The organism is Micromonospora sp. NPDC049081 (assembly GCF_040648835.1).
GTDB classification, from domain to species: domain Bacteria; phylum Actinomycetota; class Actinomycetes; order Mycobacteriales; family Micromonosporaceae; genus Micromonospora; species Micromonospora antibiotica.
Window position 1 is genome coordinate 1 of record NZ_JBEZEK010000004.1, and the last position, 15,266, is coordinate 15,266.

18 protein-coding genes are annotated in these 15,266 nt (G+C 73.5%); 14 read left to right on the plus strand and 4 right to left on the minus strand.

All coding sequences use genetic code 11. From position 1 onward, the window contains the following. Positions 1–71: 71 nt before the first annotated feature. Entirely contained in the window at positions 72–821 is a 750-nt protein-coding gene (locus AB0B63_RS08750; protein WP_357016002.1) for a DUF559 domain-containing protein, read from the minus strand. Between the two features lie 163 nt (positions 822–984). Here AB0B63_RS08750 and AB0B63_RS08755 point away from each other — a divergent pair, with 163 nt between their 5' ends. From AB0B63_RS08755 to AB0B63_RS08790, 8 genes are all read left to right on the plus strand, one after another. Next, positions 985–1,125, plus strand: a complete 141-nt coding sequence (locus tag AB0B63_RS08755; protein WP_357016005.1) for a hypothetical protein — start codon at positions 985–987, stop codon at positions 1,123–1,125. Positions 1,126–1,522: 397 nt separating this feature from the next. Continuing rightward, complete coding sequence (locus tag AB0B63_RS08760) at positions 1,523–2,860, plus strand: FAD-dependent oxidoreductase (protein WP_357016008.1); 1,338 nt, start codon at positions 1,523–1,525, stop codon at positions 2,858–2,860. A gap of 229 nt (positions 2,861–3,089) precedes the next feature. Then, positions 3,090–3,824 carry a lysozyme gene (locus AB0B63_RS08765; protein WP_208566571.1) on the plus strand — a complete coding sequence of 245 codons (735 nt, stop codon included), beginning with the start codon at positions 3,090–3,092 and terminating at the stop codon, positions 3,822–3,824. Between the two features lie 113 nt (positions 3,825–3,937). Further along, positions 3,938–4,726, plus strand: a complete 789-nt coding sequence (locus tag AB0B63_RS08770; protein ID WP_357016012.1) for a peptidoglycan recognition family protein — start codon at positions 3,938–3,940, stop codon at positions 4,724–4,726. 36 nt (positions 4,727–4,762) lie between these two features. After that, on the plus strand, positions 4,763–5,134 hold the full coding sequence (locus tag AB0B63_RS08775) for a metalloregulator ArsR/SmtB family transcription factor (protein WP_204922997.1): 372 nt from the start codon (positions 4,763–4,765) through the stop codon (positions 5,132–5,134). Next, entirely contained in the window at positions 5,131–5,772 is a 642-nt protein-coding gene (locus tag AB0B63_RS08780) for an SRPBCC family protein (RefSeq protein ID WP_357016016.1), read from the plus strand. The genes AB0B63_RS08775 and AB0B63_RS08780 overlap by 4 nt, the downstream gene beginning before the upstream one ends. Before the next feature lie 72 nt (positions 5,773–5,844). Then, positions 5,845–6,435, plus strand: coding sequence for an NADAR family protein (locus AB0B63_RS08785; RefSeq protein ID WP_357016018.1), 591 nt, complete (start codon positions 5,845–5,847; stop codon positions 6,433–6,435). A gap of 34 nt (positions 6,436–6,469) precedes the next feature. Continuing rightward, complete coding sequence (locus AB0B63_RS08790; protein WP_357016021.1) at positions 6,470–6,976, plus strand: NUDIX domain-containing protein; 507 nt, start codon at positions 6,470–6,472, stop codon at positions 6,974–6,976. Between the two features lie 50 nt (positions 6,977–7,026). On the opposite strand, the gene AB0B63_RS08795 is transcribed toward AB0B63_RS08790, so the two are convergent. Next, positions 7,027–7,695, minus strand: a complete 669-nt coding sequence (locus AB0B63_RS08795; protein ID WP_357016023.1) for an NAD(P)H-binding protein — start codon at positions 7,693–7,695, stop codon at positions 7,027–7,029. A 185-nt stretch (positions 7,696–7,880) separates the two neighbouring features. Then, positions 7,881–8,591 (minus strand): DsbA family oxidoreductase, encoded by a 711-nt coding sequence (locus AB0B63_RS08800; protein ID WP_357016026.1) that lies wholly within the window; start codon positions 8,589–8,591, stop codon positions 7,881–7,883. Positions 8,592–8,696: 105 nt separating this feature from the next. On the opposite strand from AB0B63_RS08800, the gene AB0B63_RS08805 reads away from it, so the two are divergent. After that, positions 8,697–9,110: a helix-turn-helix domain-containing protein gene (locus AB0B63_RS08805; RefSeq protein WP_357016029.1), complete on the plus strand. Its 414-nt coding sequence runs from the start codon at positions 8,697–8,699 to the stop codon at positions 9,108–9,110. Positions 9,111–9,240: 130 nt separating this feature from the next. Here the strand turns inward: AB0B63_RS08805 and AB0B63_RS08810 are convergent, their stop codons facing one another. Next, positions 9,241–10,401, minus strand: a complete 1,161-nt coding sequence (locus AB0B63_RS08810) for an LLM class flavin-dependent oxidoreductase (RefSeq protein WP_357016032.1) — start codon at positions 10,399–10,401, stop codon at positions 9,241–9,243. 129 nt (positions 10,402–10,530) lie between these two features. Here AB0B63_RS08810 and AB0B63_RS08815 point away from each other — a divergent pair, with 129 nt between their 5' ends. Genes AB0B63_RS08815 through AB0B63_RS08835 form a run of 5 tightly spaced genes read left to right on the plus strand, consistent with a single transcriptional unit; the run spans position 10,531 to position 15,223 of the window. Next, positions 10,531–11,499 carry an aliphatic sulfonate ABC transporter substrate-binding protein gene (locus AB0B63_RS08815; RefSeq protein ID WP_357016036.1) on the plus strand — a complete coding sequence of 323 codons (969 nt, stop codon included), beginning with the start codon at positions 10,531–10,533 and terminating at the stop codon, positions 11,497–11,499. Then, entirely contained in the window at positions 11,496–12,329 is an 834-nt protein-coding gene (locus tag AB0B63_RS08820) for an ABC transporter permease (protein WP_357016039.1), read from the plus strand. Before AB0B63_RS08815 ends, AB0B63_RS08820 begins: the two co-directional genes overlap by 4 nt. Continuing rightward, on the plus strand, positions 12,302–13,156 hold the full coding sequence (locus AB0B63_RS08825) for an ABC transporter ATP-binding protein (protein ID WP_357016042.1): 855 nt from the start codon (positions 12,302–12,304) through the stop codon (positions 13,154–13,156). Before AB0B63_RS08820 ends, AB0B63_RS08825 begins: the two co-directional genes overlap by 28 nt. A 16-nt stretch (positions 13,157–13,172) precedes the next feature. Beyond that, positions 13,173–14,591, plus strand: a complete 1,419-nt coding sequence (locus tag AB0B63_RS08830; protein ID WP_357016046.1) for a selenium-binding family protein — start codon at positions 13,173–13,175, stop codon at positions 14,589–14,591. After that, a complete protein-coding gene (locus tag AB0B63_RS08835; protein ID WP_357016049.1) occupies positions 14,588–15,223 on the plus strand; it encodes a hypothetical protein in 636 nt (211 codons plus the stop codon). Before AB0B63_RS08830 ends, AB0B63_RS08835 begins: the two co-directional genes overlap by 4 nt. Positions 15,224–15,266: the final 43 nt, after the last annotated feature.

The following is a 15,266-nucleotide window of genomic DNA, read 5'->3' on the forward strand; positions in this document are numbered from 1 at the left end:
TCCTCGCAAAGGACCGCGACAAGTAACACGAAACGACCACCGGGGGTCAATCCCAATCCGTCGTTAGGGGGTCAGTTCCAGTCCGCCGTTGACAGGCGATGGCGGGCGAAGCGCACCACCAGGATGCCGACGGTGGCGAGCAGCGCGTCCCGACGTAGGTCGATCTCCCGCTCGCGGGGATCACCATGGGTCGTCGCGCCGTCGAGTTCGAAGTCGACGCGCTCCCGCTCGGCGTACACGTCGAGGTAGATGGTGCGCCGACCGACGACGATCCGGGCCTGCCTGCGGAAGACGGGCATTCCCGCACCGGTGAAGACGTGGTCGTGTCCCCAGATCTCCAGCGGGCTACGACATCCTCCGGCGAGCCGGTCGAGCAGGGTACTCAACCCGGCCCGCCCGGTCAGCCTCGGCACGGCGGTGAGCGCCGAGGCGATCCGCTCCGGGGTGGTGAGCCGGTCGTTGACGGCTTTGATCACCGGAGCGGGGCGATCCTGCGGGGGCAGCAACGGCCAGGCGTCGACCAGGGCCCGTTCCAACCGCACCACCGTAAGACCACGCCGGATCAGCACCCCGGGTGGGGCGAGGGAGAGGTCATCCCGGCGGTGGACCACGAGGTGCGACCGGCTCCTGAGCCCGCAACCCGCCATCACGTCCAGGCGCACCGGCTCCCCGTCCGGCTGCCCGCGTACTCCCCAGACGGCGAGGGCGGTGACGCTGCCCAGCGCCGCACGCCCGTCGGCCCAGGCGAGCGCCGCCCGGTGGCGGCGGGTGACGTCCAGCAGCCGAAACGCCTCGTCGCCATCGGGTCCGACGGCTCCCACCCCGGCAACGGCACCCGGCGCGGCACGGCCGAAGGTGACCGAAGCGCACCGCGACGCAGCGGCGGAGACAGCGGTATGTCCGGCGACGCCGGCACTGTCGGCAGCGGAGGCCGCGCGGGCGGCGGCGGAAGTACAGAGGTCAACGGCGGCCAGGGAGCCGGAGGTGGACGAGCCGGAGGCGAAAGAGCCAGCCGTGGCAGAGCCGGACGCGGCAGAGCCCGAGGCGGAGGAGGTGGACGCGGAAGAGGCGGGGGCAACGGAGACAGTGGAGGTGGTGGGGATGATCAGGGCGGCGTCAACGTAGACGCCGGGCAGGACCCGCCGGAGTTGGCCCACGCGATGGGCGTGGGTGAGCACCCAGGCCGGCACCACCTGCACCACCACCCGGCGCGTCACCACCCCACCGTCCCGCTCCACCAACGCTCGCAACACCGGATGCATGTCCGAAGGCTGCCTCCGGTAGGCGTACCGCGGCGACACTCCGCTACCGCCCTGTGGACACCCACCACCGCTGTGGACAACACCCCACTCGTCAACGGGATCTGCTAACGAACCAAGGCATCCCTGGTCGGGCTACCAGGCGAACTCAAGATCAGATTGCAATTACGAGCACTTTCCCCGGCGTGTCGTCTGCTTTTCGGCACTCTGATCATCGGGGCAGCGGGACGCGGGGGCGGGTGGGTGGGCGTAGCGGCGGGTGGGTGGGGTATGCGCGGGCGGTGCGGGTGGTGGTGGTCGGTGGGGGTTTCTCGGGGCTCGCCGCTGCGGCGGTGTTGTGCCGGGGTGGGGCACGGGTGCTGGTGCTGGAGGCGCGGGAACGGGTCGGGGGGCGGGTGGCGACCCGGCGGCTGGACGACGGCACGGCGCTGGACCTGGGCGCGCAGTGGATCGGCCCGACCCAGGAACGGATGGCCGCCCTGGTGGCCGAGCACGGGCTGACCACGTTCCCGTCGGCCGCGTACGGGAGGCCGGTGGTGCGCTGGGACGGGCGGCTGCGGGAGACACCGCCGGAGTCGGTCCGGCAGACGGTCAACCTGCTCGACGACTTCGCCGCCGAGGTGGACCCGGCGGCCCCGTGGCGGGCGGCCCGGGCGGACGAGTGGGACCGGCTCACCCTCGGCGGCTGGTTGGCCACGGTCGCGCCCGATCCGGTGACGGCCCGGTACGTGGGTCGGCTGATCGCCGGTGGGTTGCTGGCGGCGGACCCGGACGAGGTGTCGCTGTTGCAGGTGCTGTTCTACCTGCGCAGCGGTGGTGGGAGCGGGTTGCTGCTGGGGATGGCCGGGGGTGCCCAGCAGGATCGGATCGTGGGCGGTCCGGCCCTGCTGGCGGAGCGGATGGCGGCGGCGCTGCCCCCGGGGACGGTACGGTCCGGGGCACCGGTGCGGGCGATCCACCAGGACGGGCACACGGTGGTGGCGTACACCGATGACGGGGCGTACCCGGCTGGGGCGGTGGTGGTGGCGGTGGCCCCGGCGCTGGCGGGCCGGATCGCGTACTCACCGGCGCTGCCGGCCCTGCGCGACGCGTTGACCCAGCGGATGCCGATGGGGTCGGCGTTGAAGCTGCACGCGGTCTACCCGACGCCGTTCTGGCGGGCCGACGGGTGTTCCGGGGTGACCACGTCGACCGACGGGCCGCTGACCGAGACGGTGGACAACTCGACGCCGGGTTCGACGCGTGGGGTGCTGACCGCGTTCAGCTACGGCCGGCAGGCCCGGGAGCTGCGCCGGCTGTCGCCTGGCCGACGACGGGCGGCGGTGCTGGCCGCGCTGGTGGGGCTGGTCGGTCCGGCCGCCGCCGAGCCTGACGACCTCGTCGAGTACGACTGGTCGGCCGACGAGTGGACCCGGGGCTGCTTCTGCGGGGCGTTGACCCCCGGCGCGTGGCGGGACCACGGTCCCGAGCTGCGCCGGCCGGTGGGGCGGGTGTACTGGGCGGGCACCGAGACGGCGACCCGGTGGGCCGGCTACCTGGAGGGCGCGGTGCTGGCCGGCGAACGGGCGGCGGCCGAGGTCCTCGCCCACTACTCCGCCTGACCCGTGGCCGGTAGATCCGCCCACACCTCGACCGTCGGTAGACCGCGCGACCCGGGGCGGACGGATCCGCTCGCACCGTGACCGTCGGGCGGGTGGACGGTAGCGCCACGTGCAGAAATAGATAATCTTGATTCAGTCTATTGAAAACTATCTCCGGCCGTGACCTAATACCTGACAGTTCCTTTCGTCGCTCCCGCCGTAACCACGCGGCATCCCCCAGGGAGGAAAGATGAACCGTCTCCGTGCGGTCACGGGCGCGCTACTGGCGGCCGTCACCACGGTCGCCGCCGCCACCCTCGGCGTCGTCACCCCGGCCACCGCCGCCCCGGCCGGCCTGCCCGGCATGGACGTCTCCAGCTACCAGGGCAACGTCAACTGGTCCGCCGCCTGGAACAACGGTGCCCGGTTCGCCTACGTGAAGGCCACCGAGGGCACGTACTACACCAACCCGTACTTCGCCCAGCAGTACAACGGGTCGTACACCGTCGGGATGATCCGGGGTTCGTACCATTTCGCCCGGCCGGACACCACGACCGGCGCGACCCAGGCCAACTACTTCGTCGACCACGGTGGCGGCTGGTCGAAGGACGGCCGGACGCTGCCCGGCGCGCTCGACATCGAGTACAACCCCTACGGCGCGACCTGTTACGGGCTGAGCCAGAGCGCGATGCGCAACTGGATCGCGTCGTTCGTCAACCAGTACTACGCCCGCACCGGGCGCTGGGCGACGATCTACACCACCACCGACTGGTGGACCACCTGCACCGGCAACTACAGCGGCTTCGCCGCCACCAGCCCGCTCTGGCTCGCCCGGTACGCCGGCACGGTGGGCACCCTGCCGGCCGGCTGGGCCACGTACTCCTTCTGGCAGTGGGCGTCGTCGGGCACCTTCCCGGGCGACCAGAACGTCTGGAACGGCACCCTCGACCGGCTCCGGGTGCTGGCCTGCAACGGCCCCTGCTGACCCGACCGGAGCGCCGCAGCCGCCCGGTCGGCCCGGCGACGCCCCCCGGCCACCCCGGAGTCGTCGCAATGGTCGACCGGCCGGCACCTCCCCCACCCCCCGAGGAGCCCGCCATGTCCGTACCCGTGTCCCGGCGCAGCGTGCTGCGCGGCGCGGTCCTGCTCGGCACCGCCGGGGCGCTCGCGCCGACCCCGTTCGGCGGATCCGCCGCCAACGCCGCCGCCGTGGGCCACTCCGCCGTCGACCCGACCCTGACCACCACCAGCGCCCTGCCCACCGGCAGCGCCCTGACCCACGGCAGCGCCCTGACCACCGGCAGCACGTCGGCCGACGGCCGGGTCGTCCTCGGTCGGGTCGACCAGCCGGTGATCGCCAACTGCGCCACCTGGGGGGCCCGGCCGCCGTCGTCGCCGGTGAGCGTGGTCGGCAGCCGGCCCAACAAGATCATCGTGCATCACACGGCGTTCCCGAACTCGACCGACTACAGCCTGGCCCACGCGTACGCCAACTCGCGGGAGATCCAGGACCTGCACATGGACGGCAACGGCTGGCTGGACTCCGGGCAGCACTTCACCAACAGCCGGGGCGGTCAGCTCACCGAGGGCCGGCACGGCAGCCTGTACGCGCTGCTGCACGGGCAGAGCATGGTGCAGGGCGCGCACTGCGTGGGGCAGAACAGCCAGGCCATCGGCATCGAGAACGACGGGATCTACGTCGACGTGCAGCCGCCGCAGGCGCTCTGGGACAGCCTGGTGGTGTTCTGCGCGTTCACCTGCCAGCAGTACGCCATCCCGGCGAGCCAGATCTACGGCCACAAGGACTTCGCCAGCACCCAGTGCCCGGGTCTGCTGCACGACCGGTTGCCCGAACTGCGCTCCGCCGTCGCCGCTCGACTGGGTTGATTGCTTATATAAGCCATGCCTGATACAAAGGGGACCGTGCACGCCTTCGACGTCCTCGGCGACCCGGTACGCCGGCGCATCCTCGAACTGCTCGCGCAGGGCGAACGGAGCGCCGGTGGGGTCTGCGCGGTCATCCAGGAGGAGTTCGGGATCACCCAGCCCGCCGTCTCGCAGCACCTCAAGGTGTTGCGGGACAACGGGTTCGCCACGGTCCGCCCGCAGGGCGCCCGCCGGCTCTACGCGGTCGACCCCGCCCCGCTGCGGGAGGTCGACAGGTGGCTGGAGGGATTCCGCCGGTTCTGGACGCCGGCCCTGGACGCCCTGGCCACCGAGATCGCCCGGGGTCGGCGCGAACGGCGGGCGCACACCACGACCGACGACCCGACCGAGCACCGGAGCACCTCATGATCGAGACCAGCCAGCAGATCAGCGCCGTACGACGCACCGTGGGCAGCCGCACCCTGGAGGCGGGTGAGGCACGGGTGCTGACCATCAGCCAGACGTACCCGACGACGCTGGACGACCTCTGGGACGCCTGCACCAACGCCGAGCGCATCCCGCGCTGGTTCCTGCCGATCTCCGGCGACCTGCGGTTGCACGGCCGCTACCAGTTCGAGGGCAACGCCGGTGGCGTGGTGCAGCGCTGCGACCCGCCGAAGAGCTTCGCCGCCACCTGGGAGATGGGCGACGAGACCAGCTGGATCGAGGTCCACCTGACCCCGGAGGGCGACGAGCGGACCCGGTTCACCCTGGAACACGTCGCCCACGTCGACGACGTCCGGTGGACCGAGTACGGGCCCGGCGCGGTCGGCGTCGGCTGGGACTCCGGCCTGCTCGGCCTGGCCAGCCACCTCGACGCCGACGGTGGAGGCGTCACCCCCGACCAGGCCGCCGAATGGATCGGCTCGGCGGACGGGCGACGCTTCATGACGCTCAGCGGCGAGGCGTGGGCCGAGGCCGACATCGCCGGCGGCACCGAACCGCAGGCCGCCCGGGCCGCCGCCGCCCGGACCATCGCCGCGTACACCGGCACGCCGCCGGCCTGACCCCGGGGCCCGCACCGGGTCCGGGCGAAACCCGGGCGCGGGTTGTCGGTGCCGGCAGGGACACTGTGCGGCATGTCGATGCGCCGCGCCGAAGACGTCCTCGCCCTGCACCGCGCCGGGCAGCGGGTGCGCTATCTCTGCTTCTGGGGGCACCAGCCGCAGCGGGACGGCGCGGTCGGCCGCAGCTGTCTGAGCCAGTGGTGGCCGGCGGCGTTCACCGTCGACGGGCGGCGCTTCGCCACCGCCGAGCACTGGATGATGTGGCGCAAGGCGCTGCTCTTCGACGACGCCGAGGCCGGCGAGCGGGTGCTCGCCGCCGGCCACCCGCAGCAGGCCAAGGGGGTCGGCCGCCAGGTCCGCGGGTTCGACCAGGCGGTGTGGGAGGCCGAGCGGTACGCCGTCGTGCTGGCCGGCAGCCTGGCCAAGTTCGGCCAGCACGCCGACCTGCGGGCGTACCTGCTGGGCACCGGGGACCGGGTGCTGGTGGAGGCCAGCCCGGTCGACCGGGTGTGGGGGGTCGGGCTGGCCCCCGACGACCCGCGCGCCGAGGACCCGGCCCGCTGGCGTGGGCTCAACCTGCTCGGGTTCGCCCTGATGGAGGCCCGGGAGATCCTGCGCGACGACCGGCCGACCGACCCCGGGCCGACGGCGGACCTGCCCTGAGCGGGGTGGCCCGGGGGCGGTAACGTGCGGCGGCATGACCGTCCTGCCGTACGCGCACTGCCACTACTGCGGGGCGGCCTACCCGCCGGACGCCGGCTGGCCCCGGCTCTGCGCGGCCTGCGGCCAGACGGTGTGGCGCAACCCCACCCCGGTCGCGGTGGCGCTGCTGCCGGTACGGACCGACGCCGGGCTCGGCCTGGTGGTGGTGCGCCGGGACATCGAACCGGCCCGGGGCCAGCTCGCCCTGCCCGGCGGGTTCGTCGAGTACGGCGAGGAGTGGTCCGAGGCGCTGGTCCGGGAGCTGCGTGAGGAGACGGGGCTGGTCGACGAGGCGCAGCGGGCCCGGCTGTTCGCGGTGCACGGCGCCCCGCACGGCGGCACCATGATGATCTTCGGGGTGCTGCCGGAGCGGCCGGCCGCGCAGCTGCCCCCGTCGACGCCGACCGAGGAGGCCACCGAGTGGCTGGTCCTCACCGAGCCGGTCGAGCTGGCCTTCTCGACCCACACCCGGGTGCTGGCCGACTTCCTGGCCGCCACCTGAGGCGGAGGGCCCTGCTGATGGCGGGACCACCCGCATCCTGACGGGACGGGTCAGCCGCGGGCGTTCCAGACCAGCGGCGCTGCGCGGATCCACGCGTCGTCCTCGACCGTCCGGACGAGGAACCGGGCGAGGTCGGCGCGGTTGATCCGTACGCCGGGCTTCCCGGTGCCGGCCTCGGCGGCCCGTACGGGACCACCGGCGGGCTTGTCGGTCAGGGTCACGGCGCGGGCCAGGGTCCAGTCGATGCCGGACGAGGCGCGGACGACCTGGTCGACGCCGGTGTGGTCCTCGAAGCCCGTCCTGATGTTCGACAGCCTGATGAACGCCCTGACCAGCGGGTTGAGCCGGGCCCAGTCGTCGCCCGCGCCCTGCGTGGACGCCAGCACGATGCGGTGGATGCCCTGCTCGCCCATGACGGTGAGGGTGTGACGGGCGGCGGTGGTCATGAATCCCGGCGGGCTGACCGGCCTGGCCCACGGGTTGTCGGAGGCGCGGGCGTTGTTCAGCACGCTGATCACCCCCTCGACGCCTTCGGCGGCCCGGCGGATGTCCTCGATGCTCGCCGGGGTGCCCCGGATCAGCTCGACACCGGCCGTTGCCTGCACCCTGCCAGGGTCGCGGACGAGCGCGCGGACGCGGTGACCGCGCTGGGCCGCGTACGCCAGCACGTGCGCGCCGGTGCGGCCACTGCCGCCGAGGACCAGGAGGTTCTTGCTCATGGTGATCAGATGCCTTTCGTTCGGTTCCGGGGTGGGTCAGGCGGCCGGCCGACCGGTCAGGGCAGAGCCCGGGCGGCGGGCCTGGTCGTACGACGTGGTCACGGACGCTTCGCGCGTCGGAAGCGGCGGGGCCGCGTAGCCCGTCGACCGGGATCTGGTCCGGCCACGCGGTGGGGCAGCCGGGATCAGGCGCGCTGGGGGACCGCGCAGCCGTCCGGTCCGCAGACCGGGTCGTCGCCGGCGTGGCCGGCGCGGGGGTGGCTGTCGTTCCAGACCGAGCGCAGCAGCTCAAGGAGGCTGTCGGTGTCCTGGGCGCCGGGCACGCCGTAGCGGTCGTCGACGACGATGAACGGCGCGCCGGTCGCCCCCAGGCGCTGGGCGCGGGCCGCGTCGTCGCGGACCTGCCGGCGGTAGCGGCGGTCGGTGAGGGCCCGGCGGGTCTGCTCACGGTCCAGGCCGAGTTCGTCGGCGAGCCCCAGCAGGTCGTCGGAGGAGAAGACCGGCTCGGCCCGGCCGAAGTAGGCGGTGAAGATCGCGTCCCAGGCCTCGCGGTTCCTGCCCTGGGCGCTGGCGTGGGCGAGGAACTCGTGCGCCAGGTCGGTGTTGCCCACCGTGTTGTCCAGCACCTGGTACGGGGTCAGCCCCTCGCTCGCGGCGAGCTTCTCGATCCGCCGGGTCGACGTCTCGGCCTGGCTGCCGCCGACACCGTGCCGGCGGAGCAGGGCCTCCCGGACGGGGAAGGTGACCCCCTCGGGGAAGCTGCTGCTGAGCGGGAACGAGTGGTGGACCAGTTCCACCTCGTCCGCGTGCTCGAACCGCTCGATGGCCCTGGCCAGCCGGTGGTTCCCGAGGCCGCACCAGGGGCACGTCACCTCGGACCAAATATCCACTTTCATTACGTACCTCCTTTTCCTATGAGTTGTGCGTAGCGCAACGGTAGGCCAGCATGGGAGGCGATACAAAAGGCACATCGGTGTGCGTGCCGGAGAGGAATGTGCGTCATGGAGTCGGTCAACGGAGCAGAGGCGGGGGCGGGGGCGGCGGCGATCGGGCCGTGCGCGGCCATCCCTGCCGAGCACATGGAGTTCATCCGCCAGACCCTCGACCGCGTCGGCGACAAGTGGAGCCTGCTGATCATCGCGGTCCTGGAGTCCGGACCGCTGCGCTACACCGACCTGCAACGGCAGGTCCCCGGCATTTCGCAGCGCATGCTCAGCCTCACCCTTCGCCAGCTCGGGCAGGACGGCCTGATCACCCGCACCGCTTACGCCGAGGTCCCGCCACGCGTCGAGTACGCCCTCGCCCCGCTGGGCCGCGGCCTGCACGAGATCGTCACCTCGCTGATCGGCTGGGCCGCCGACCACCACGACGAGATCCGCGCCAACCGCGAGCGCGCCGCGATGACGGGGGCCTGAGCGCCACGCGAGCGGAACGCCCCCCTCGCCGGCCGGCACCGACCCGACGCGCCCAGCCAGCCGGCGGAGTCGGGTCAGCCGGGGGCGGCGGGTCAGCCGGGAGGGTGTCGGGTCAGCCGGGGGCGGCGGGTCAGCCGCGGGCCGGCTGGGGGGCGAACGGGACGCTCGCCGTCGCCTCGGCCACCGGGTCGCCCGCCGGATGCCGCCACAGGCCCCGGGCCCGCAGGATCGGCAGCACCCCCTCACCGAACCAGTACGCCTCCTCCAGGTGCGGGTGGCCGGAGAGGATGAACTCGTCGATGCCGAGCGCGTGGTACTCGGCGATCCGGTCGGCGACCTCGGTGTGGCTGCCCACCAGGGCGGTGCCGGCCCCGCCCCGGACCAGCCCCACCCCGGCCCAGAGGTTCGGGGCGACCTCCAGCCCGTCGCGGCTGCCGCCGTGCAGGGCCAGCATCCGGCGCTGTCCCTCGGATTCGCTGCGTCGCAGCCCCTCCTGGGCGGCCCGGATGTCGGCCTCGGCGATGCCGTCGAGCAGCCGGCCGGCCTGCGCCCAGGCCGCCTCGGCGGTGTCCCGGGCGATGACGTGCAGCCGGATACCGAAGCGCGGCGACCGGCCGGCGTCGGCCGCCAGGGCGCGGATGTGGTCGAGCTTGCCGGCCACCTGGGCGGGCGGCTCACCCCAGGTCAGGTAGACGTCGCTGTGCCGGGCGGCGACCGGGCCGGCGGCGGCGGACGAGCCACCGAAGTAGACGGGGGGCACCGGGTCGGGCAGCCGGGCCAGCCGGGCGCCCTCGACGCGCAGGTGTTCCCCGACGTGGTCGACGGTCTCCCCCCGCCACAGTGACCGCACGACGTGCAGGAATTCGTCGGTGCGGGCGTACCGGGCGTCCTTGTCGAGGAAGTCGCCGTAGGCGCGTTGCTCGGCGGACTCCCCGCCGGTGACCACGTTGAGCAGCAGCCGGCCGCCGGACAGGCGCTGGAACGTGGCGGCCATCTGGGCGGCGAGGGTGGGTGAGAGCACGCCGGGGCGGAACGCGACCAGGAACTTCAGCCGTTCGGTGACCTCGGCGAGCATCGCGGTGGCCAGCCAGGCGTCCTCGCACCAGGCCCCGGTCGGGGTGAGCGCGCCGACGAAGCCGAGTTGCTCGGCGCTGCGGGCGATCTGCCCGAGGTAGGCGACGGTGGCGGGGCGGGCCCCACCGGCGGTGCCGACCGCGACGCCGTGACCACCGCCGACGATGTCGCGGCTGTCGCCGTAGGTGGGCAGGAACCAATGGAAGGTCAGCGGCATCGGGGGTCCTCCTGAGGGATGGGACGACGACCAGGACAGGCTACCCATAAAACCTATCGGTTTGGTAGGTTACTGCCCGCCGCCGACCTCCGGCGTCGCGAGCACATCGTCCACTCCCGAGGAGCCGACATGTCCACCCCGCCGAGGAACCTGCGCCGGCTGGCCACCGCCCTGTTCACCGCACTGTCCCTGGTCGCCGTCGGCGGGGTCAGCGGCTGCGCCGACGACGCCGACGCCCAGGCCGGCAGCGGCCCGCTGCGCATCGGCTACCAGCGCTTCGGCGGGCTGAGCCTGGTCAAGGCCCGCAACGCCGCCCCGGACGCGCAGTGGTCGCTGTTCGAGAGCGGCCCCGCCCTGACCGAGGCGCTCAAGGCCGGCGCGATCGACATCGGACAGGTCGGCGAGGCACCCCCGATCTTCGCCGCCGCCGCGAAGATCCCCTTCTCGGTGGTCGGCACCTCCGCCCCGATCCCCCAGGGCGAGGCGGTGCTGGTCAAGGAGAGCAGCGGCCTGAAGACCTTCGCCGACCTGCGCGGCCGGACGGTGGCGCTGAACAAGGGCAGCAACGTGCACTGGCTGCTGGTCCGGCTGCTGGCGGCCAACAACATGACGCTGAAGGACATCACCGTCAGGTACCTCAAGCCGGCCGAGGGACGGCCCGCGTTCGACAACGGCCAGATCGACGCCTGGATCATCTGGGACCCGTACTTCGCCCTCGCCGAGCAGCCCGGGGTGAAGGTCCTCGCCGACGCCACCGGCCTGGCCAGCAACCGGGAGTACGTGCTGGCCTCACCCGAGGTGGTCCGGGACCGCACCGACGACGTCCGCGCCTTCCTCACCACGTACCGGAAGGTCACCGACTGGGGGATCGCCAACCCGGCCGAACGCGCCACGGTGCTCGCCCCCGAGCTGAAGATCCCGCTGGACGTCACCACCCGGGCCCTGGCCCGCAGCGCCCGCCCGCTGGCCCCGGTCACCCCTGCCGTCGGCACCGAACTCCAGGCCATCGCGGACGGCTTCACCACCCTCGAACTCGTCCCCGGCCCGGTCGACATCGCCGGCCGGGTGGACGACCGGTTCAGCGCGGTGTTCCAGTGAGCAGCACCGTGCTGGTCACCGCGCCACCGACCGCCGTCGCGGCACCACCCGACGCCGGCCCGCGACGACGTGCCGGCCTGCGCTGGCGGCGACTGGTCAGCCCGGTCGTGCTCGTCGCCGGGTGGGAGGCCGCCGCCCACGCCGGACTGCTCGCCCCGGAGAAACTGCCCGCGCCGAGCCGGGTGCTCGCCACCGGCGTACGACTGGCCGGCGACGGGACCCTCGGCGTCCACCTGCTCGACTCCCTCACCCGGGCCGGCGTCGGGTTGCTCCTCGGCGGGCTGCTGGCGCTGGTCCTCGGCGTCGCCGCCGGGCTGCTCCGCCTCGGCGACGACCTGGTCGACCCGCCGGTGCAGATGGCCCGGATGCTGCCCCACCTGGGACTCGTCCCGCTGCTGATCATCTGGGTGGGGATCGGCGAGTCGCTGAAGGTAACCCTGGTCGCACTCGGGGTGTTCTTTCCGATCTACTTCAACACCTACGCTGGCATCCGGGACATCGACGAACGGCTCGTCGAGGCAGCCCGCACCTGCGGCCTCGGGCCCGCCGCCCGGCTACGGCACGTGGTGCTGCCCGGGGCGCTGCCGTCGCTGTTCCTCGGGCTGCGACTGGCGATCGGGGCGGCCTGGCTCAGCCTCGTCGTCGGGGAACAGGTCAACGCCCAGACCGGCATCGGCTTTCTGATGATGGAGGCCCGGGAGTTCAGCCAGACCGACGTGGTGGTGCTCGGCCTGGTCGTCTACGCGCTGCTCGGCCTGCTGTCCGACCTCGCCCTACGGATCCTGGAGAGGAGGACCCTGACATGGCGACGCGGCCTGCGCGCGACCTGACCGGTCCACCCGGCGGCACGGCCGGGCTGACCGGCGGGGTGGGTGGGATGACCGGCGGGGCGGAGGCCGGGGTGACCGGCACGGCCGTGGGCAGGGTGACCGGTGGGGCGGCGGTGCTGACCGCCCACGGGGTGCGGCGGGCCTTCGACGGCCGGCCGGTGCTCGCCGGGATCGACCTGACCATCGCCGCCGGTGAGGTGGTGGCGCTGCTCGGCGGCAGCGGGTCCGGCAAGAGCACCCTGCTGCGGGTCCTCGCCGGCCTGGACGCCGAGGCCACCGGCCGGACCCGGGTGCGCGGCACCGCCGCCGTGGTCTTCCAGGAACACCGGTTGCTGCCCTGGAAACGGGTCGGCGACAACGTCGCGCTGGGGTTGACCGGCCCCCACGTGCGCTCCCGGGTGGACCGGGCGCTGACCGAGGTGGGTCTGGCCGACCGGCACCGGGCCTGGCCGGCGGAACTCTCCGGCGGTCAGGCGCAACGCGTCGCGGTGGCCCGGGCCCTGGTCCGGGAGCCGGACCTGCTGCTGCTCGACGAGCCGTTCGGGGCACTCGACGCGCTGACCCGACTGCGGATGCAGTCCCTGCTGCGGCGGCTACGCGCCGAGCACGGCTTCGCCGCCCTGCTGGTCACCCACGACGTCGAGGAGGCGCTGCTGCTCGCCGACCGCATCCTGCTGCTCGACGGGGGCGTCATCGCCGAGGAGATCCCCGTCGACCTGGACCCCGCCGGTCGGTCCGCCGACCGACCGGCCCGCTCCCCCGACCAGCCCGCCTTCGGCGCGTTGCGTCGCCGGCTACTCGACCGCCTCGGCGTACCCGCCCTCTGACACCCCGGAGCCGACCATGACCCGCTGGACACCCGACCCGAGTTTCTACCCCTCCCCCCGCGAGGCGGCCACCGCGCCCGCCGAGAAGCTGGCCTACGTCGCCGCGTTCGACCGTGCGGCGCAGCGGCCGGACGCTATCGTCGTGCTCGACACCGACCCGGAATCCGCCGACTACGGCCGGGTGGTCGGCTGGACCGACCTGCCGCACACCGGCGACGAGCTGCACCACTTCGGGTGGAACGCGTGCAGCAGCGCGCTCTGCCCCACCGCACCGCACCCGCACGTCGAGCGGCGCTACCTGATCGTGCCGGGGCTGCGGTCGTCGCGCATCCACGTGTTCGACACCCGGCCGGACCCGCGCGCCCCGCAGCTGGTGAAGGTGATCGGCGCACAGGAGCTGGCCGAGAAGTCCGGCTACTCCCGCCCGCACACTGTGCACTGCGGCCCCGACGGCATCTACCTGTCGGCGCTCGGCGGCGTCGACGGTGCCGAGGGTCCCGGCGGCATCGCCGTGCTCGACCACACCACGTTCGCCGTCCGGGGCGCCTGGGAGGCCGACCGGGGCCCGCAGTTCCTGGCGTACGACGTGTGGTGGCACCTCACCCAGGACGTCCTGGTCACCAGCGAGTGGGGCACCCCGTCGATGATCGAGGACGGCATCGTCGGCGAGCTGCTGCTGGGGCGGAAATACGGGCACGCGATCCACTTCTGGGACCTCGCCAAGCGCCGGCACGTGCAGCGGGTCGACCTCGGCGACCAGTACCAGATGGCGCTCGAACTGCGCCCCGCGCACGACCCGACCCGGTCGTACGGCTTCGTGGGGGTGGTGATCAGCGTCGAGGACCTGTCCGCGTCGGTCTGGTTGTGGCACCGCGACGGCGCGGGTGCGGATGCCCCGTGGACGGTGACCCGGGTGATCGACATCCCGGCGGAACCCGCCGATCCGGCCGACCTGCCGGACCTGCTCAAGCCGTTCGGGGCGGTGCCACCGCTGGTCACCGACATCGACCTGTCGGTGGACGACCGGTTCCTCTACGTCTCCTGCTGGGGCACCGGGGAGCTGCGCCAGTACGACGTCAGCGACCCGTTCCACCCGGTGCTGGTCGGCTCGGTGCGGCTCGGCGGCATCGCGGCCCGCACCGCCCACCCGGCCGCGCCGGACGAGCCCCTGGCCGGTGGCCCGCAGATGGTGGAGATCAGCCGGGACGGCCGGCGGGTCTACGTCAGCAACTCGCTCTACGGTTCCTGGGACGACCAGTTCTATCCCGACGGGGTGGGCGCCTGGCTGGCCAAGCTGGACGTCGACCCGGAACGCGGCGGGCTCACCCCGGACGTGCGGTTCTTCCCGCGCGGCACGGAGTTCCGGGGGCTGCGGGTGCACCAGACCCGGTTGCAGGGCGGCGACGCCAGCTCCGACTCGTACTGCTTCCCGTGACCGGGCGGACCCTGCTGGCGTTGGTGGCGCTCGGCGCGTTCCACGGGTTGAACCCGGCGATGGGGTGGCTCCTCGCGGTCGCCCGGGGGTTGCAGGAGCGTCGCCGGGCGGCGCTGCTGGCCGCGCTGCCCCCGGTCGCGGCGGGTCATCTGGCCTCGGTGGCGGTGGTCGCCGCGCTGGTCACCGCCACCCGCTCGGTCACGGCCAGCACCGCGCTGACGGTGACCGGCGGGGCGGTGCTGGTCGGTTTCGGGCTGTGGCGGCTGTTGTCGCAGCGGCACTTCCGCTGGGCCGGGATGCGGCTGTCGGCGGCGCAGGTGGCCGGTTGGTCGTTCCTGATGTCGTCGGCGCACGGCGCCGGGCTGATGCTGCTGCCGGTGCTGCTGGCCGACCCGCAGCCGGCCGGCGGGCACGCCGGGCACCTGGCGGCGGCACCGGCCGGCGCGCTGCCGGGACTGGCCGCGGCCGGGGTGCACACCCTGGTCATGCTGGGCGTCGCATCGACCGTCGCGCTGGTGGTGTACGAGGTGCTGGGGGTCGGGATGCTGCGCCGGGCCTGGTTCAACGTGGACCGGCTCTGGGCCGGGGTGCTGGTCGCGGCGGGGGTGGTGACGCTGGCCGCCGCGATCTGACCGAATGGCCCCGGCCGTGGTCGGCCAGTGGTCCTGCCCGGCG